The following is a 17,170-nucleotide window of genomic DNA, read 5'->3' on the forward strand; positions in this document are numbered from 1 at the left end:
TGCATATCATCCGCGCTCATCTTCAATGGCCTGCTTTTACTCCGCCATCATGGCCTGGAATCCGACCGCCGTTGACAGGCGGCAGTTTGTTTCCCTGGCTACGGCGCATGTTGCGCCACGACCTTCACTTTGAGCCCAGAGATGCCGCTCCCAAGCGGAACATCTTCATCTGTCCTTGAAATTCTACCGGGACAATGGCCAGTGCCGCTTTTAGAGGAATGTGCCAATGTGTTTCAGCCTCTAGAATCACCGACCCCCTAAATTCCCGTGAATAGCCCCGTGGTCGAACTCGTATTCCGCTCAGAACCTTCAGCTGTCATCCTTGCAACTCCTTCGGAGGCGAATGCTTATTTCGCCATACACCTGGTGTCATGCCAACCTTGCGCGAAAAGGTGTTGGTGAAATGAGCCTGGTCCGTGAAGCCACAATCTAACGCGATATGCGCAATCGGCATTGAAGGAATGCGCAGAAAATCTTTGGCTTGCATGAGTCGCTGCTCCAAGAGCCATGCATATGGTGAAATTCCAACCGAGTTTGCGAAGGCACGTTCAAAATAGCTTACTGAAAGCCGGCAATTCAAAGCGATATCGGACATCGCAACTGACGACTCCAACCGTTGGCGCATGAGGCTCTTTGACAGGCTCACTTGCCAAGGAGCGAGTAACGGTCGGCATCGAGGACGTTGGGGGGTCGCGTAATTTCCAATTTCTGGACGGGCGGGGTCCGCGCGTATCACCTCAGTTCCGCTGGAGCCAAATTCGGTACCCACACTCAAGCTCGCTTCGCCATGACGGCGCCCCTTCCATATGCGAAGGCAGCCCAGCAAGGCGCCACGGGAAATGGCGCGCCACCTCAATGACTGCCACCCAATCGGCAAGCGTCATCACGGCGAACCGCACGACACCTCCTGGGAAACAGCCCTTACATTCCCAAAGGGTTGACACCTGGGACTCGGTCGATGCGCCCCCTCAGCTCGAAAAATTTATTTCCCGAGTGCTACGCGAGCCAAAGTCGAAGCTCAGCCGCCGGATCGCGGGACTGGAGGAACGACTGGGCCTGCGCCTCATCAGCGGTCAAGCCGGTGCTTTCGCGTGACCGACACGGGGCAAGCCTTTTACGAGCGCTGCCGGGCGATGCTCGCGGAGGCGGAGCAGGCCGAGGCGCTGGTCATGCAGGCTCAGGCGGAACCGCACGGTCGCATCCGCTTCAGCTGCCCTACCGGCATTTTAGAACCGATCTCCGGCCTGATCGCCACCTTTCTGGCGCGCTATCAAAGGTACGGCTCCAGCTTGTCGCCACAGACCGCGCGGTCGATCTGATCGAAGAGCGGATTGACCTTGCGCTCCGGATTCGCGCTAGCCTCACAAGCGATGCCGCGCTGACAATGCGGTCGCTTGGCTCCTCGACGCGTATCCTGGTCGCCTCCCCCCGGCTTGCAAGCCAAGTGGATAGCATCGAGCAGCTGGCGTCACTTCCCGCTCTCGCGACCCATGACGCCGCCGACGAACTCGAATGGCACCTGGAGACCGAGGATGGCCGCAAACATGTCGCTCATATGCAGCCCCGCATGGGATGCGAGGACATGGCGACCGTGCGCAACGCCGCCATTCACGGCCTGGGCGTGGCGATCTTGCCGGATCACGTCTGTCAGGCGGCGCTGGATGCCGGACAACTGAGGCACGTGCTGCCGGAGTGGCGCGGACAGCAGGGCATCGTGCATCTCGTCTTCACGACACGTCGCGGGCTACCGCCGGCGGTCCGTGCCCTCATCGACCATCTGGCTGCCGGCTTTCCGCGAGATTTCGTGGGAACGACCGTGTGAAACGCGGCCAGTCCAATCGACTCATCCCAGCCGTGCGGAGGAGCGTTCACAGCATTCGGGTGCTGACTGGCCGTTCCTTTAGGCAAGGGCACTCTTCAAAAGGACCAAAATGCACTATCTGCCTGTGCTGGCGAGTATGAAGCGTGTGAAGGTGGAGCATGGATCAAACGATAATTCTGACGGTGATCGGCAGCGACCGGCCGGGCCTTACCCGCGCGATCGCCGACGCGGTATACGCCGCCGGCGGCAATTGGCTGGAAAGCCATCTTTCGCGGCTTGGCGGAAAATATGTCGGATCGGTGTTGGTCACACTGCCCGAAGACCGGCTGGAAGAGCTTGAACAGGCGGCCCGCCAAATCGATGCATTGGGTCTCAAGGTTGATATCATCGCGTCCGCCAAAATAGATGAGCGTAGTGGCGAGCCGTTGACGATAGAAATCGTTGGGCAGGATCGCCCCGGAATCGTCCGTGAAGTGACCACGGTCCTCGCCGGGCTCGACGTCAACATCGAAGACTTCGTCACGACTGTGGAAGGCGGCGCATGGTCAGGCGTGCCATTGTTCCGGGCAAGAGTGAAATTGCTGATTCCCTCCACTCTCTCGACCGACGAGGTGCGCCATGCGCTGGAGGAGATATCGGGAGAGGTGATGGTCGATTTCGACATCGAGCCCGAGCCAAGCTGACATGCTGGGGCTGTCGCTTCCGGCCGTCCAGTTTACAACGGGTCCGCGCCAGCGGGGTCACCAGACGCGCGGCGACTGAATGAAGGCAATGCATCGCCCGGCCGGGCCGTTTTTTTAAGTCTCCGCCTCGGAATTGGCCGATGGGATGAAGGATGCTCAGACGCAGGCTTGGCGATTGTTCAATCGTAAATTGCCGATAGATGTTGACCCGAAAATCACATCGGCTATTTACGATACATGAACTCCGATGATGCCCTTTCGATTCTGGCGGCCCTGGCGCATCCGACCCGGCTCGCCGCCTTCCGCTTGCTCGTTCGTCATGAACCTGGCGGCCTGTCGACCGGCCAGTTGGTCCAGGAAAGCGGCCTCACCCAAAGCACCTTCTCCACTCATCTGGCGGTGCTGGTGAAGGCGGGATTGGTCACATCGGAAAAACGAGGCCGTCAGCAAATCCAGCGCGTCCATATCGACGCGTTGCGCGGGCTGATGGTCTTTCTTGCCAAGGATTGCTGCGAAGGGCGCGCCGAACTCTGCGAGCCACTACTTGCAGAACTCACCTGCTGCTGAACGAGATCGCATGACAGACAAGGTCTATAACGTGCTGTTCCTTTGCACCGGGAACAGCGCCCGCTCCATTCTGGGCGAGGTTGTCATGAATCACCTTGGCGAGGCGCGCTTTCGCGCGTTCAGCAATGCATTATCTGCAAAACCGCATCTCGCTATTCCTCGCGCTGCCTTTCAGCAGCCTCGGCGAGATGGCGATGCGTCGCAAGCTCACGGACATCGGGCGCGGCGAAGGCGCGACAGCGCCGGCAGGAGTATCTGAATGACCCACGATATTGTTATCTATCACAATCCCGCCTGCGGCACCTCGCGCAATGCCCTTGCGATGATCCGCAACGCCGGGATCGAACCGCATGTCATTGAATATCTGAAGACCCCACCCGCACGCGACTTGCTTGTCGAGATGATCGGGCGTGCTGGCATGACTGCGCGGGAATTGCTGCGCGAAAAGGGAACCCCCTATGCCGAGTTGGGCCTGGAGGATGAAACGCTATCTGACGACCAGCTTGTCGATGCCATGATGCAGCATCCCATCCTCATCAACCGGCCCTTGGTTGTCTCGTCCCTCGGCGTGAAGCTGTGCCGCCCGTCCGAGGCAGTGCTTGATCTTCTGCCAGAACCGCAGCGGGGGCCGTTTGCGAAGGAAGATGGCGAACCGGTGATCGATGCGAACGGCAACCGCGTGGCGGCGGGCTGACCCGTGGCGGAGCAGATTCTTCCCCTGCGAAAGACGATGCTTGCCGAAGCGATCGGCAGCCTGTTCCTGTTCGCGACAGTGATCGGCTCGGGCATCATGGCTGAAAAACTGGCCGGGGGTAATGTCGCCATTGCCCTTCTGGGCAACACGCTGGCGACCGGCGCGATCCTGTTCGTCCTCATCACGATGCTTGGCGCAATCTCGGGCGCTCACTTCAATCCGGCGGTCACGCTGGTGGCTCGGCTGCGGGGTGAGATCGCCACCGTGCCGGCATTGGCGCATGTGCTGGCCCAGCTGATGGGCGGCATCCTCGGCGTCTGGATCGCCCATCTCATGTTCGGCCTGCCTATCTGGCAGATATCCGAAAAGGTCCGCACCGGTCCCGGCCAATGGGGTGGCGAGGCGGTCGCGACCTTCGGACTGATCTTCACCATATTGGGGACGGTGCGGATGCGCCCGCAACGGGTTCCGGCAAGCGTCGCCCTCTACATCACGGCTGCCTATTGGTTCACCTCCTCGACCAGTTTCGCCAATCCGGCCATCACCATCGCCCGGTCGCTCAGCAACAGCTTCGCGGGCATCGCTCCGTCCAGTGCGCCAGCTTTTATCCTTGCCCAACTGGTTGGCGCGCTCGCGGCCTACGCCGTGAGCCAGGAGCTTTTCCCCGCACCATCCCATGAGGTCCGTCATGCCCCGCGTCCGCGAACTGCCTGACGCTGAAAATCTACCCGCGCTCCAGCAGGAATATCTTCTGCGCCGCCCAGCGCTCGGCCTGGGCGAACTTGCCCCGCCGCCGCGCATTCTCCTGCTCTATGGGTCACTGCGGGAGCGTTCCTTTTCACGTTTCGCTGTGGAAGAGGCGGCGCGTCTGCTCCAGCTTTTCGGCGCGGAAACGCGAATTTTCGATCCCTCCGATCTTCCGCTGCCCGACCAGGTCAAGGGCGATGACCATCCCGCTGTCCATGAACTGCGCGAACTGTCCATGTGGTCCGAAGGACAGGTATGGTGCAGCCCGGAACGGCATGGCGCCATCACCGGCATCATGAAGGCGCAAATCGATCATCTGCCGCTGGAAATGAAAGGGATGCGACCCACTCAAGGACGGACGTTGGCCGTTATGCAGGTGTCCGGCGGATCGCAGTCGTTCAACGCCGTGAACACCCTGCGCCTCCTGGGCCGCTGGATGCGGATGTTCACCATCCCCAACCAATCTTCGGTGGCCATGGCCTATAAGGAGTTCGATGAAGCGGGCCGGATGAAACCCTCCAGCTATTACGACCGGATTGTCGATGTGATGGAGGAACTGGTGCGGTTCACCGTGCTGATGCGTCCCCATGCCGATCAGCTTGTACAGCGATATTCGGAACGGAAGGCGGCCGGCACCGAAGCGGCGGACCACCCTGCGCTAAAAGCTGTACGGGGCTGACGCGACCCGGACAAGGTCGGTGGGGCTTGGCAAACGACCCTTTATCTTGATCCATATCAATATCTATTGGCTATTCCAAAATTCGTTCATACGACAGTACAATATTGAAATCGGCATGGCGAACAATGATGCGGCCAATCTAGAATAAATATCTTATCAAAGACCGTCGGAACTTTCATTTATCATCATCGTTTCCCAAAACAGACTCCCTGCCAGGGAGGAAAAAAGGGATTAACAGATGAATTCGAAAAACTTTGGGCATTCCGCTCGTCGGAATGCTATGTCTTCGCGCGCCCTTTTGGGCGTCACGGGCCTTGCAGGTTCGCTCGGAATTTTGATGTTGGCCGTGCCTGACGCTGCGCTGGCCCAGAATGAATGCGGCGCGCTGCCGGCGGCCGGCGGCCTGGTCTCCTGCCCCGCCTCCAGCAACCCCTATCCGGCCGGCATCACTTACCTTCCCACGGCTGGCTTGACGGTTGCCCTGCCCGCCGGCGTTGCCATCCAGACGGCCACGCCCGCAACCCCCGGCGTTCAGATCGTGGGCGCAGGTGATCTGGCAGTCGCCGGAAACGGCGCGTCCGTGGCAACCACCGGCGCGCTTTCCAATGGCGTGACGGTTTCCAGCCTGGGCGGTTCGGCGAATGCGGGACTGGCATCGGTATCCACTACCGGCGCGGGATCGACGGCAGTCTCCGCACTATCGGACACTGGGGCCGCCAGCGTGACAACGACCGGCAACGTCACCTCCACCGGTCGCGGCGGAGCGGGCCTTTCGGCAGTGTCCGGAACGGGCGATGCTGCCGTCACCGCAAACAATGTCAGCACCGTCGCTGCGCTGCCCGCGGACACGGCGACCAGCCGCAGCGCCATTTTCGCGCAGGGCGCCAACGCCAGGGTGATTTCCACCGGCACGGTGACGACGGCGGGTCGCGCATCCCTGGGTGGCGCTTCCGATGCCATCTCGGTAACCGGGACGGCGGGCGATGCCAGTGCAGTCGTGAATAATGTCGCGGCCAGCGGCGATACGTCGCGCGCTGTCGCGGTGACGGCGAGCAACAATGCCAGTGCCACAGTGAACGGGCTGGTGTCGACATCGGGTCTTGGCGCTGACGCCGTGGCAGTCACGGGCGGAAATCGGGCGATGGTCACTGTTGGCCCCAATGGCCGCTTGTCGGCGGCTAACGGCAACCTCATCACGCTGACGTCGGTCAATGGCAGCACCCTGTCCAACTCCGGCACGATCGGTTCCAATCCCAACGGTCTGGCTATCCAGGCGCTCGGCGGTCCGGCAACGATCAACAACAGCGGTTCCCTGTCCAGCGACATTCTTTTGACTGCCGGCAACGACACCGTGAACAATAGCGGCACGTTCGTCGTTGGTCCCAACCCCGCTTTCGGCGCGGGAACGGACGCCTTCGTGAACACCGGCGTGGTGAGTGTCGGCGCAGGCGCAACGGTCGCCGGCGCATCGACCTTCACGGGCCTGGAGAGCTTTTCCAACGCCGGCCTGGTCGATCTGCGCAACGGCATAGTGGGCGACAGCCTCACGCTTCCGGGCACCTTCTCGGGCACGGGCGCCAGCCAGTTGGGCGTGGATGTGGGTGCTGGCGGCAGCGATCGCCTGATCCTGGGTGGCGCTGCCACGGGGACAACCACGGTTCTGCTTGGCGCCCCGTCCCTTACCGCACCGATATTCACGTCGGGCGCCGTCATCGTTCAGGCCGGCGCTCCGTCCGCCGCTTCGGCTTTTCAGTTCAGCGGGGGCTTCCAGAATGCCGGCCTCGTCCGATATGAAGTCGCCTATGACCCGGCGACCCTGTCTTACAGTGTCACGGGCGGACCAAGCGACGCAGCCTTCCGCACGCTCAATTATGCGGATGGCGCCCGCAGCCTGTGGATGAAGTCCGCGGACGTGGTCACCGCGCAACTGCGGTCGCGACGCGATTCACTGTGGGCCCATGGCGATGCCGCGACCTCCGGCAAGTTCTGGCTCCAGATGCACGGTTCGGTCGAGGATCGTGGCGGAAGTCGGTCAGTGTCCAACTTTGGCCAAAGCCGGGTCGTCAACACGGGCTATAAACAGGATTATTTTGGTGGACAGGCCGGCCTCGACTTGGGCGGGGGCGTCGGTGAAAAGGGTGGCTTCGCCCTGGGTGTGACCGGCGGCTACATGAATTCCTCGCAGAACTTTGCCGCTTCGCCGGACCGGATCAACTTCAACGCGGTTAATGCCGGTGTCTATGGCAGCTTCACCTCGGGCAATATCTTTGCGAACGTCCTGGGCAAATATGATTATTATTGGGCCAATGCCAACAGCCCGACCGGCGGCTTCAGGCAGAAGTTCAATGGCTCCGTCTATGGCGTCCGTGGGGAGGTCGGTCTGCGGTTCGGCAGCGACTCCTTCTTCGTCGAGCCGGCCGCAAGCCTGTCCTACACCCGCTCGAAAATCGACAACTTCTCGGTCCTTGGCACGACCGTGGACTTCAACGAGGATGACGGCCTTCGCGGCCGCGTCGGCGGGCGTGTCGGCGGGCAGGTCCACGTTGGGAACACGGCCGTGCTGGCTCCCTATATAGGGGCCAACTATGTCCACGAATTCAAGGGACGGGACGAGGTAAGCTTCACCAACGGCGTGCAGACGGTGGCCTACACCAATGACCGCATGAGGGATTATGGTGAAGCGGTCCTGGGGGTCACCATTGGCCAGACCAGCGGCATTTCCGGCTTCCTGGAGGCCAGCTATGCGCGCACGTTCAGCAACGGCAGCCGCTCCAACAGCCTTGAAGGGGCTGGCGGTCGGGCCGGTTTGCGCATCCGCTTCTGAATGCAGGGGTGCCGCGGTCGATCAGGCCGCGGCACCCAAGAACGGTCGCGATACGAAGCGACAGAGAAACCATGGGGTGCGCATTCCTCTCGGCCAGCCAGCTGTCGTCGCCTTCATAAGCAGCGATAGTCGCGACCGCACCCGGATTGCGTGTTCCATGCTTGAACAGCGGCCTTCGCTTCGCCCAGTTCTCGGCTGAGCATTTGACCAGAATTCCGCTTTGAACCCGAAAGGCGCGAATCCCCACGCGGATCGATGCCTCGGGGGGAATAGGACATCCGGTCAGATAACATATCCGTCAGGCGGATCCTCCGCCTCTTGCGTGTCATTCGCCGACGCCAGTTCGTTGAGATAATTATAGATGGTGAACCGCGTCGTATTCAGAGCCTCGGCCACCGTGTCGACGGCCAGTCTCAGCGTAAACAGGCCGCGTGCGGACAATTCGCTGACCACCGCAATTTTGTGTCGCTTGTGCATGAGGTGGACGGGAACGCCGACTTTCGCGATTGCCTGCTGGATAAGGAACGCCGCCAACTCGTTGATGTCGCGCATGAACATTTCTGGTCCGAGCGACCCCTTGACGGGCGTGTGAGAAGCTTCGCCCAGAACGGCGGCCGCCGCGTCGCGCATCAGTTCCCACGGCGACATGTCGATATTGATGCACAGCGCCGCCATCGGCTTGCCGTTCAGATCGGGCAAGAAGGTCGTGGAAGACCGCAGCCTGCGGCCGTCCGCCGTCTGCGTTTCATAGCCTGATTTATGCGTAAAATCCTTGGCTGCCACCGCCTCCAATAGCAAATTGGTGGCGGCGTCCCCCGCTTCGCGGCCGGTCACATCGCCTGCCACGGCTATGATGGAATTGGGCAGCAGCGACAGATCGTGCAGCACCACCTCGGCCGATCCCGGCAGCGCATGACCCAGTGGCTCGACCAACGATTGAAAAATCGCCATCAACTTCTCGCGCTCGGCCTTGCTGCTCATTGTCATCGCTTCCCTCCACCTCTGAGCCGTTTAGGCCCAGCCTCGCACCAGCGCAAACATGGGTTGAGATATTCAATATTTTGTGTACGATTTAAACAAATATAACAGGCGCCTCGGAATAGCGATATTGAATGACTGGCGCCGCCTCCCGGAAAGCGCTGACCTGCGGCATCGCAGATCGATCAGTTGGTTCCATACATAGCCATGACGCAACCTGCCGCCCGTCCCCGGACCGCTTAACCGTGGCGTTTATATCACACTCGCGCGCCGACGTTTCGAGCGCATTCCCATAGCCTTGCGGAAGCGCGTCAACCTCTGTAGCACATTAGCTACTCCATACTAATCGCGCCGCAAGCAGCGCCGGGATGGATGAATGCGGATCCGGGCACTTATGCCGGCTGGGTCAAAGGGAGGATTATATGAAGAAATTCGGTTCGGTTGCGGCTGCGCTCGGCGCAATGCTCGCCTCGACCAGCTATGCCCAAACTTCGACGGCCACGCCTCAGGCGTCAGGCGGCAGCGCCGATGTGCCGGGCGAAATCATCGTGACCGCCCAGCGCAAGTCGGAAAGCCTTCAACAGACCCCGATCGCGGTGACCGCGGTGACCGCAGAGGGCGTCCAGAGCCTCGGCATTACCGACATGAAGGATATCGCGGCGATCACGCCCGGCGCGAGCTTCACGATCACCAATGGCTTCTTTACGCCGCGCATTCGCGGCATCGGCGTGGACTTCGTGTCGGTCGGGGTGGAATCCCCTGTCGCCATGTATGAAGACGGCGCATATCTCACACGAACCCTTACGGTTAACGAGATAGTCGACAATTTCGACGTCGGCAGCATCCAGGTGCTGCGCGGTCCCCAGGGCACACTGTACGGCCGTAACGCGACGGGCGGCGTCATCATCATCAACAGTGCCGATCCCACGGACAAGTTCGAAGGTCGTTTGCGCGCCGAATATGGCAACTTCGATCACCAGCAGTTCAATGGCATGATCAACCTGCCGCTCGGCCAGGATCTCTCCTTCCGGGCGAGCGCTAGCTACAAGCATGATGATGGCTTTGTGCATAACCTGGTCACGGGTGGCACGGCCGGCGGCGGACGCACCTACAGCGCCCGGGCGAAGCTGCGCTGGCAGCCGGCCAATGCCGATATCATCCTGGGCGGCGAATATTATAACACGGCCTATCGCCTGGGCCCGCTCCAGTCGCTGCATCGTAACGATTCGACTTGCCTTGCCTGCGTCCTCTTCCCGGGCACGGTGCCGGCCAATGCCGCCGACCTGTTCGTGACAGACAGCGTGGTCGCCGTGCAGCCGGTCAGAACCAAGTTCTACGGCGCCACGCTCAAGATGACGTTCGACTTCGACAGCTTTGAACTGGGGAGCACGACGACCTATCGCAAGCAAAAGACCACCGACAGCGCCGGCGATGCCGACCTGACATCGCTTCCGGGCTTCGAATTCGCGGTGCCGAGATCGGGCGGCCGGTCCTATACCCAGGATCTGCAGGTCACTTCGAAGCTCGACGGCATGTTCAACTATATTGTCGGGTTGAGCTATCTGGACGACAAGGGTATTTTCGACACCCGCTTCGTCGGCGATCCGGCCTTGGGTCTGGGTGGCACCGGCCTCACCGTCGCCACGGCCTCTGGTGCTGACAATATAGCGAAGACGCGGTCTTTCGCTGTGTTCGGTGAAGGCTATTTCCAGTTCACCGACCACATCAAGGCCACCGTCGGCGGCCGTTATACATATGAAGAACGGTCTGCGGATGCCGTGGTGTTCGGCTTCCCGATCCCCACGCTCAAGGAGGCGCAGCGTGCGTTCACGCCCCGTTTCGTCCTGGCGTGGAACAACGGGCCGACCAACATCTATTACAGCTATACGCGTGGCTTCAAGGCGGGCGGTTTCCCTGGACCGATCTTCGGCCCGATCGCTGCCGTGAAACCGGAAAAGATCTTCAGCCACGAAGTGGGCGTCAAGCAGGCCCTGTTCAACAACCGGCTCCGCCTCAATGCCGCCGCCTTCTACTTCAAGAACAAGGGCCTGCAGACGCAGACCATTGACTTGCAGTCTGGCGGGACCATCACGGCCAATGCGGGCGCGCTGGAAAACTACGGCATCGAAGTCGAAGCACAGGTCTTCCCTGTCACTGGACTGACCCTTGGACTTAGCGGCGCTTGGCAGCATGCCCGTTTCAGGCCCTATCAAAATGCCGCGATCGCCTGCTTCAATCCGAACACCATCCCGACCATGAGCCGGTGCTTCACCGATCTGACGGGCACGCCCCCGCCGCAGGCTCCGGACTGGTCGGGTTCGTTCAACGCGAGCTATGAATTCCCCATCGGTTCGTGGAAGGGCTCTCTCTCCGGCATCGCTCAATATCGCTCGTCCGTCTATTATACGCCGGGCGCGGGCGGCCCGCTGCTGGCCGATCGTGATGGCGAACGTTTCCTCGTGAACGCCTCAGGCTATATCAGCCCTCCGGGTGACAATCTTCGGATCGGCTTTTACGCCAACAACGTGTTCAACAAGAAATATGTCAACTTCATCCAGACCGACACCACGTTCGGCGTGTACCACAATGCCGCAAGGCCGCGTACCTACGGCCTGCGTCTGGAATATACCTTCTGAGCATTTTCGAAGCGGACAGGATCATCTTCTGGCTCCGAAAATGCGTTAAAACAAAGACCTGGAGCAGTCCGTCTGATGCAATCAGAACGGACACTGCTCTAGGGGGGCTGCTCCCAGTCGGCTGAACAGGCCGTCCAGAGGGGCTCGAACCCACGGCGCCAAGGGGAACGCCGTGGGTTCATTTTATTTGTCGCTTTTGTCCTTGGGCAGCCCCTGCTTGGTCGCACTCTGGTGCCCCAAACTGTTTTGTTGGCCGGGACGCACGGAAGCGGACAGTTTGCAGGACGGTCTGAAGGCCGACCTAGGCGTTGAACGTCTGCCCCACCATCTCTTCGCTGATCTGCCACAGCCTGGCTGCCCTGTCGGGGTCCATCGCATAGGCGCGTGGGCCGGCGCCCGGAACTTCGGGCGCGTCATTGTCGGCCGGCACGCCACAATCCTGGCAATAATGGCCGCCAATTTCGTCCGCCCCAGCCACGAAGCCGGCCCAAACCGTGGTCGCGGCCCCTTCCGGTATCGATTTTATCCTGTGGTGCGGATCATGATGCGCGGTCTGCGCCTCTTCGAAGGCATTCCATTCCTCGTCGGGCATGTGACGATTGAGCTTTGTGGCGACGACTCCGGGGTGAATCGCGGCTGCTCTTATGCCCCTGGCCCGAAGTCGTTTGTCGAGTTCGACGGCAAACAGGCAATTGGCGGTTTTCGCCGCGCCATAGGCTTCCCATTTGTCATACAGCTTCCGCCGGAAATTGGGATCGTCCAGATCAATGTCGGCCATCCGATGTGCCATGGAAGACAGGACCAATATCCGCGCCCCGTCCCGCAACAGGGGAAGGAGCAGGTTGACCAGCAGGAAATGGCCCAGATGATTGACGCCGAACTGCGTCTCGAACCCATCCGCGGTCACCCCCTGCGGCGCCGCCATCACGCCTGCATTGCATATCAGCACGTCGATCGGCTTGCCCGCCTTCAGCATCATTTCCGCGCAACGGCGGACGCTTTCCAGCGACCCAAGGTCGAGTTCGAGCAGTTCGACGGTCCCGGCGGCACCGGCTGTCAGCGGCGCGATGATCTCCCGCCCCTTCGCCACATCGCGGACGGTGCCGACGACATGCGCGCCCCGAACCGCCAGCGCACGACAGGTTTCCAGACCCAGTCCAGCCGACGCGCCGGTCACAAACACATGCTTTCCCGACAGATCCATGCTCCCCAGCACTTCGTCGGTCGTCGGGTCCTTGTCCACATGATAATCCAACAAAGTCTCTCTCCTTCTTCGCGGTGCCGGGCGAGCGCCGACCCCAATCGAGCTTGGTCTCATGCTCTTGCGGGATAAGAGGGACCGATTGTCGCGATTGAGGACGCTGCGCCCGACTGCATGATATACAGCCGCGCCTCCCTTGGCTCAACATTCGGCCGGTCCCATTCCCACCCATCGACGAAGGGAGGCCCTGTGAGTATGGCTGCTACCGGGTCAAAGGCACCGCCCGATGTGCGTGCGCCGCGCCAATCCTATGGTTTTCCGGCCAGCAGCTTGATGATGGCCGAAAAGTCGCGTCCCGCCTCGCCTCCATTTGCCAGCATCTGATAAAGGCTCTCCGCCTGCGCTCCCATGGGAACGCTCGCATTGACTGACGCCGCGGCGTCCAGCGCCAGCTTCAGGTCTTTCAGCATCAGCGCAACGGCAAACCCGCCCTCATATCCATTGTCGGCCGGTGATTTCGGCCCGACATTGGGGACCGGGCAATAGCTGGTCATCGACCAGCTTTGGCCGGAGGATATGCTGGCAATATCATAGAAGGTTTGCGGATCGAGGCCGATCTTCTCGGCCATCGCGAACGCCTCGCAGGTGGCGACCATGGTCGCGCCGAGCAGCATATTGTTGCAGATTTTGACGGCCTGTCCATTGCCGGCACCGCCAGCATGGATGACCGCCTTGCCCATGGCGGACAGGATGGGTTTGGCCTTTTCGAAGGCCGCGTCGGTCCCGCCCACCATGAAGGTCAGCGTGCCTGCGCTGGCGGCAGCGATCCCGCCGGAAACGGGCGCGTCGACCATATCGAATCCCCTCTCCGTCGCCGCTGCGATCACGCGGCGGGCTGTCGCCAGGTCGATGGTCGAACAATCGAGGAACAGCGCGCCCGGCTCGGCATTGTCGAAAACCTCTTCGCTGTACACCGCTTCGACATGTTTCCCTGCGGGCAGCATCGTGACGACTACATCGGCGCCGGCGACGGCGTCGGCGCTGCTCGCGGCGCGGACCGCGCCTGCGGCTTCCGCGCTGGCGAGAGCCGCTTCCGAAAGGTCGAAAGCGCTGACGGCGAAGCCATTCCTGACCAGGTTGGCGGCCATGCCTCCGCCCATGTTGCCCAAGCCGATAAAGGCAATCCGTCCCACCATATTCTGCTCCTTGGACTCCCGGTCGCGCGGCCGCGGACATTGGCTTCAATGGCGCGCTGGCGGCCGGCTCCCATTATGTAATGTGGCTATTCCCGGCGATCTCTCAACGACCGCGCCAGACGCCGGCCCGCTTTTCAACAAAGGCCGCCATGCCCTCCGCCTTGTCTTCCGTCGCGGTGAGGATCTGGAACATGCGCCGCTCGGTCAGGATGCCCTGCGCCAGACCGGTCTCGAATGCCAGATTGACCATCTCCTTGTTCACCATCGCCGCCATGGGCGGCATCGCGGCGATGGTCGCGGCCGTTTTCAGCGCGTCATCCAGCAACTCGGCAGCCGGCACGATCCGCGCGACCAGGCCGCTACGTTCGGCTTCCTCCGCCCCCATCATCCGCCCGGTCAGGCACATTTCCATGGCCTTGGCCTTCCCCACGGCGCGGGTCAGGCGCTGCGAGCCACCCATGCCCGGCGCGACACCCAGCTTGATTTCCGGCTGACCGAATTTCGCGGTGTCCGCCGCGAGGATGAAGTCCGCCATCATCGCCAGTTCGCACCCGCCCCCCAGGGCAAAGCCGGCCACGGCGGCGATCCAGGGCTTGCGCGTCGCGACCACATTGGCCTGCCAGCCGGAAAAGAAATCCTCCAGGAAGAAATCGGCGGCCGGCTTGTCGGCCATTTCCTTGATATCGGCGCCGGCGGCAAAGGCCTTCTCGCCGCTCCCGGTCAGCACCGCGCAGCGCTGCGAAGGATCGGCGTCATAGGCCCTGAAGGCGGCGCTCAGATCGTGCAACACCTGCGCGTTGAGCGCATTCAGCGCCTGGGGCCGATTGATGGTGAGGAGCGTTACGGCATCACGCTGTTCGACAAGGATAGTTTCATAGGTCATGGCAAAATTCCCTTTTGGGGCAGAGGGGTCCATTCCTTTTCGGGCGGCAAGGGCGCGAAAAGGCTGTCGATAAGGGCGTCGCTCACATCCTCCGGCCTTGCCGGGTTCCACTGCGGCGCATTATCCTTGTCAAAGATGAGGGCGCGCACACCCTCGACGAAATCCGGGCGACGAATGACGTGATAGGCGATGCGATATTCCCTGCGCATATTGTCGGCGAAGTCCGTGCAGACCGCTCCCTCGGCGAGCTGTCGCAAGGCAACCTTGATCGTCTGCGGCGACTTCGACGCCAGCACCGCCAACTGCTTTTGCGCCCAATCGGAGCGGTCGGAGCGCAGGGCGGCCAGAATATCCTCGTAGCGGTCGGACGCGAACAGCCGATCGATATCGCCGCGCTGCGCCATCAGCTTCGAAGGCGGCGCACCCTCGCTCGCCTGATCGAGGATCGTCGCAAGGGCTGCGGGCTGCGCCAGGACATCCGCCTTGACCGCGTCCAGCCTTTCCGAAGCGACATAATGGGTCGCAAGGCCGATGGCGGCGCAATCGGCGCCATCGATCCGCGCGCCGGTCGCGGCGAGCCAGACGCCGATCCGCCCTGGCAGGCGCGGCAGATACCAGCCGCCGCCGACATCGGGGAACAGGCCGATGCCGGTTTCCGGCATGGCAAAGGTCGTGCGCTCGGTCGCGACCCGATAGCGGCAGGGCAGTGAAAGTCCGACGCCTCCGCCCATGACGATGCCGTCCATGAAGGCAATGATGGGCTTGTCGTAAACGAACAGCAGATGATTCATCCGATATTCGAGTTGAAAGAAGCGGTCGGCCTCAAGGCAGTCCGCCTTGGCGCTGTTGGCGATCAGCGCGATATCGCCGCCGGCGCAAAAGCCGCGCCCCTCGGCATGGTCGATCATGATCGCGACGACCGCCGGATCGTCCCGCCACCCCACCAGCGCGGCGTTGATGGCCTCGCACATTTCGGACGTCAGCGCATGGATCGCCTTGGGACGGTTAAGCCGGATGCGGCCGACGCCATTTTCGACGAAGCTGATGAGCTGGTCGGTCATTGCGTCCCCTTCAATCACTGGCGCAGCATGTCGCGGGCGATGATCATGCGCATGACCTGGTTGGTCCCTTCCAGGATGGAATGCACGCGCAGGTCGCGCCAGAAGCGCTCTATGGGATAGTCCATCAGATAACCATAGCCGCCATGCAGCTGAAGCGCGCGATCGACCACCGAAGAGCCGGTATCGGTGGCGAAGCGCTTGGCCATCGCGGCGAAGCGGGTCTTGTCGGGCGCACCTTCCGTCACCTTGACCGCGGCGGCATACAGCAGCGCCCGCGCCGCCTCCAGTTCGGTCTGCATGTCGGCGAGTGTGAACTGCGTGTTCTGGAAATCGGCGATGGACTGGCCGAACTGCTTGCGGTCCTTGCTATAGCGAACCGCCTCGTCGATGCAGCGCTGGGCGCCGCCCAGGGAACAGGCGCCGATATTGAGGCGCCCGCCATCCAGACCCGCCATGGCGATCCGGAAGCCTTCGCCCTCATTGCCAAGGCGGTTTTCGGCCGGCACGCGAACGCCGTCGAAATTGACCTGTGCCGTGGGTTGCGAATGCCAGCCCAGCTTGCGTTCCTTCGGACCGAAGCTGACGCCTTCCATGTCCTTTTCAATGACGAGGCAGCTGATCCCCTTGGGACCGTCCTCGCCCGTCCGGACCATCACGACGTACACGTCATTCTCGCCGCCGCCGGAGATGAACTGCTTGGATCCGGTGACGATATAATGATCGCCCTCCCGGACCGCGCGAGTCTGGAGGCTAGCGGCATCCGAACCGGCCCCGGCCTCGGTCAGGCAATAGCTCACCATGCGCGTCATCGGCAGCAGATCGGGCAGATATTTGGCCTTCACGGCCTGCCCTCCAAAACAATCGATCATCCACGACCCCATATTGTGGATCGATATGAAGGCGCTGGTCGAAGGACAGCCATAGGCCATGGCTTCCATGATGAGCGCGGATTCGAGCCTGCCAAGCCCGATGCCGCCCGACGCTTCGGATACATAGATGCCGCCAAAGCCAAGATCGGCCGCCGCGCGGATCGTCTCGCGCGGGAAGATATACTTCTCGTCCCACTCCGCCGCGTGGGGCGTGATGGCGTCCGCGGTGAAGCGCCGCGCCAGGTCCTGGATTTCGCGCTGATCGTCAGTGAGGTCGAATTGAGTCATGTCGTGATCCTGTGGCGGCGCGCGCATGTCTGTCAAACATGC

At 61.6% G+C, this 17,170-nt stretch carries 17 protein-coding genes; 10 read left to right on the top strand and 7 right to left on the bottom strand.

What is annotated here, in order from left to right:
• Positions 1-316: 316 nt before the first annotated feature.
• A complete protein-coding gene (locus AAC640_RS10080) occupies positions 317-625 on the bottom strand; it encodes a helix-turn-helix transcriptional regulator (protein WP_340265991.1) in 309 nt (102 codons plus the stop codon).
• Positions 626-1,091: 466 nt separating this feature from the next.
• Between AAC640_RS10080 and AAC640_RS10085 the strand changes: the two genes are divergently transcribed.
• The 9 genes from AAC640_RS10085 to AAC640_RS10125 all read left to right on the top strand — a co-directional run bounded on the left by AAC640_RS10085 (position 1,092) and on the right by AAC640_RS10125 (position 8,016).
• Positions 1,092-1,319 (top strand): hypothetical protein, encoded by a 228-nt coding sequence (locus AAC640_RS10085; RefSeq protein WP_340266090.1) that lies wholly within the window; start codon positions 1,092-1,094, stop codon positions 1,317-1,319.
• Positions 1,320-1,330: 11 nt separating this feature from the next.
• Entirely contained in the window at positions 1,331-1,822 is a 492-nt protein-coding gene (locus AAC640_RS10090) for a LysR substrate-binding domain-containing protein (protein WP_340266085.1), read from the top strand.
• A 158-nt stretch (positions 1,823-1,980) separates the two neighbouring features.
• Positions 1,981-2,505, top strand: coding sequence for a glycine cleavage system transcriptional repressor (locus AAC640_RS10095; protein ID WP_340265992.1), 525 nt, complete (start codon positions 1,981-1,983; stop codon positions 2,503-2,505).
• Positions 2,506-2,742: 237 nt separating this feature from the next.
• Positions 2,743-3,072: an ArsR/SmtB family transcription factor gene (locus AAC640_RS10100; RefSeq protein ID WP_340265993.1), complete on the top strand. Its 330-nt coding sequence runs from the start codon at positions 2,743-2,745 to the stop codon at positions 3,070-3,072.
• A gap of 10 nt (positions 3,073-3,082) precedes the next feature.
• On the top strand, positions 3,083-3,331 hold the full coding sequence (locus AAC640_RS18430) for a hypothetical protein (protein ID WP_459113009.1): 249 nt from the start codon (positions 3,083-3,085) through the stop codon (positions 3,329-3,331).
• Entirely contained in the window at positions 3,332-3,766 is a 435-nt protein-coding gene (gene arsC, locus AAC640_RS10110; RefSeq protein WP_340265994.1) for an arsenate reductase (glutaredoxin), read from the top strand.
• Positions 3,767-3,802: 36 nt separating this feature from the next.
• Positions 3,803-4,480 (top strand): aquaporin, encoded by a 678-nt coding sequence (locus AAC640_RS10115; RefSeq protein WP_340266086.1) that lies wholly within the window; start codon positions 3,803-3,805, stop codon positions 4,478-4,480.
• Complete coding sequence (arsH, locus tag AAC640_RS10120) at positions 4,455-5,192, top strand: arsenical resistance protein ArsH (protein WP_340265995.1); 738 nt, start codon at positions 4,455-4,457, stop codon at positions 5,190-5,192. The genes AAC640_RS10115 and arsH overlap by 26 nt, the downstream gene beginning before the upstream one ends.
• Positions 5,193-5,529: 337 nt before the next feature.
• Complete coding sequence (locus AAC640_RS10125) at positions 5,530-8,016, top strand: autotransporter domain-containing protein (RefSeq protein WP_340265996.1); 2,487 nt, start codon at positions 5,530-5,532, stop codon at positions 8,014-8,016.
• Between the two features lie 282 nt (positions 8,017-8,298).
• Here the strand turns inward: AAC640_RS10125 and AAC640_RS10130 are convergent, their stop codons facing one another.
• Positions 8,299-8,997 carry a helix-turn-helix transcriptional regulator gene (locus AAC640_RS10130; RefSeq protein ID WP_340265997.1) on the bottom strand — a complete coding sequence of 233 codons (699 nt, stop codon included), beginning with the start codon at positions 8,995-8,997 and terminating at the stop codon, positions 8,299-8,301.
• Positions 8,998-9,416: 419 nt separating this feature from the next.
• Here AAC640_RS10130 and AAC640_RS10135 point away from each other — a divergent pair, with 419 nt between their 5' ends.
• Positions 9,417-11,630, top strand: coding sequence for a TonB-dependent receptor (locus AAC640_RS10135; protein WP_340265998.1), 2,214 nt, complete (start codon positions 9,417-9,419; stop codon positions 11,628-11,630).
• 301 nt (positions 11,631-11,931) lie between these two features.
• Here AAC640_RS10135 and AAC640_RS10140 read toward each other — a convergent pair whose 3' ends face one another.
• The 5 genes from AAC640_RS10140 to AAC640_RS10160 form a co-directional block, all read right to left on the bottom strand.
• Positions 11,932-12,888: an SDR family NAD(P)-dependent oxidoreductase gene (locus tag AAC640_RS10140; RefSeq protein WP_340265999.1), complete on the bottom strand. Its 957-nt coding sequence runs from the start codon at positions 12,886-12,888 to the stop codon at positions 11,932-11,934.
• Positions 12,889-13,139: 251 nt separating this feature from the next.
• A complete protein-coding gene (gene mmsB, locus AAC640_RS10145) occupies positions 13,140-14,027 on the bottom strand; it encodes a 3-hydroxyisobutyrate dehydrogenase (protein ID WP_340266000.1) in 888 nt (295 codons plus the stop codon).
• Positions 14,028-14,130: 103 nt separating this feature from the next.
• On the bottom strand, positions 14,131-14,910 hold the full coding sequence (locus tag AAC640_RS10150; RefSeq protein WP_340266001.1) for an enoyl-CoA hydratase-related protein: 780 nt from the start codon (positions 14,908-14,910) through the stop codon (positions 14,131-14,133).
• The gene (locus tag AAC640_RS10155) at positions 14,907-15,971 is read right to left on the bottom strand and encodes an enoyl-CoA hydratase/isomerase family protein (protein WP_340266002.1); all 1,065 of its coding nucleotides are present in this window, start codon (positions 15,969-15,971) and stop codon (positions 14,907-14,909) included. Before AAC640_RS10155 ends, AAC640_RS10150 begins: the two co-directional genes overlap by 4 nt.
• 14 nt (positions 15,972-15,985) lie before the next feature.
• Positions 15,986-17,128 carry an acyl-CoA dehydrogenase family protein gene (locus AAC640_RS10160; protein WP_340266003.1) on the bottom strand — a complete coding sequence of 381 codons (1,143 nt, stop codon included), beginning with the start codon at positions 17,126-17,128 and terminating at the stop codon, positions 15,986-15,988.
• Positions 17,129-17,170 lie beyond the last annotated feature (42 nt).

The organism is Sphingobium mellinum, from assembly GCF_037860795.1.
Classification (GTDB): domain Bacteria; phylum Pseudomonadota; class Alphaproteobacteria; order Sphingomonadales; family Sphingomonadaceae; genus Sphingobium; species Sphingobium mellinum.

Bases quoted from the DNA above. Each gene is read 5' to 3' on its own strand.
- AAC640_RS10095 (WP_340265992.1), top strand. From the start codon at position 1,981: ATGGATCAAACGATAATTCTGACGGTGATCGGCAGCGACCGGCCGGGC.
- AAC640_RS10130 (WP_340265997.1), bottom strand. From the start codon at position 8,997: ATGAGCAGCAAGGCCGAGCGCGAGAAGTTGATGGCGATTTTTCAATCG.
- AAC640_RS10160 (WP_340266003.1), bottom strand. From the start codon at position 17,128: ATGACTCAATTCGACCTCACTGACGATCAGCGCGAAATCCAGGACCTG.
- AAC640_RS10150 (WP_340266001.1), bottom strand. From the start codon at position 14,910: ATGACCTATGAAACTATCCTTGTCGAACAGCGTGATGCCGTAACGCTC.
- arsH (WP_340265995.1), top strand. From the start codon at position 4,455: ATGCCCCGCGTCCGCGAACTGCCTGACGCTGAAAATCTACCCGCGCTC.
- arsC (WP_340265994.1), top strand. From the start codon at position 3,332: ATGACCCACGATATTGTTATCTATCACAATCCCGCCTGCGGCACCTCG.
- AAC640_RS10100 (WP_340265993.1), top strand. From the start codon at position 2,743: ATGAACTCCGATGATGCCCTTTCGATTCTGGCGGCCCTGGCGCATCCG.
- AAC640_RS10080 (WP_340265991.1), bottom strand. From the start codon at position 625: ATGCGCCAACGGTTGGAGTCGTCAGTTGCGATGTCCGATATCGCTTTG.
- AAC640_RS10155 (WP_340266002.1), bottom strand. From the start codon at position 15,971: ATGACCGACCAGCTCATCAGCTTCGTCGAAAATGGCGTCGGCCGCATC.
- AAC640_RS10135 (WP_340265998.1), top strand. From the start codon at position 9,417: ATGAAGAAATTCGGTTCGGTTGCGGCTGCGCTCGGCGCAATGCTCGCC.
- mmsB (WP_340266000.1), bottom strand. From the start codon at position 14,027: ATGGTGGGACGGATTGCCTTTATCGGCTTGGGCAACATGGGCGGAGGC.
- AAC640_RS10125 (WP_340265996.1), top strand. From the start codon at position 5,530: ATGTTGGCCGTGCCTGACGCTGCGCTGGCCCAGAATGAATGCGGCGCG.
- AAC640_RS10115 (WP_340266086.1), top strand. From the start codon at position 3,803: ATGCTTGCCGAAGCGATCGGCAGCCTGTTCCTGTTCGCGACAGTGATC.
- AAC640_RS18430 (WP_459113009.1), top strand. From the start codon at position 3,083: ATGACAGACAAGGTCTATAACGTGCTGTTCCTTTGCACCGGGAACAGC.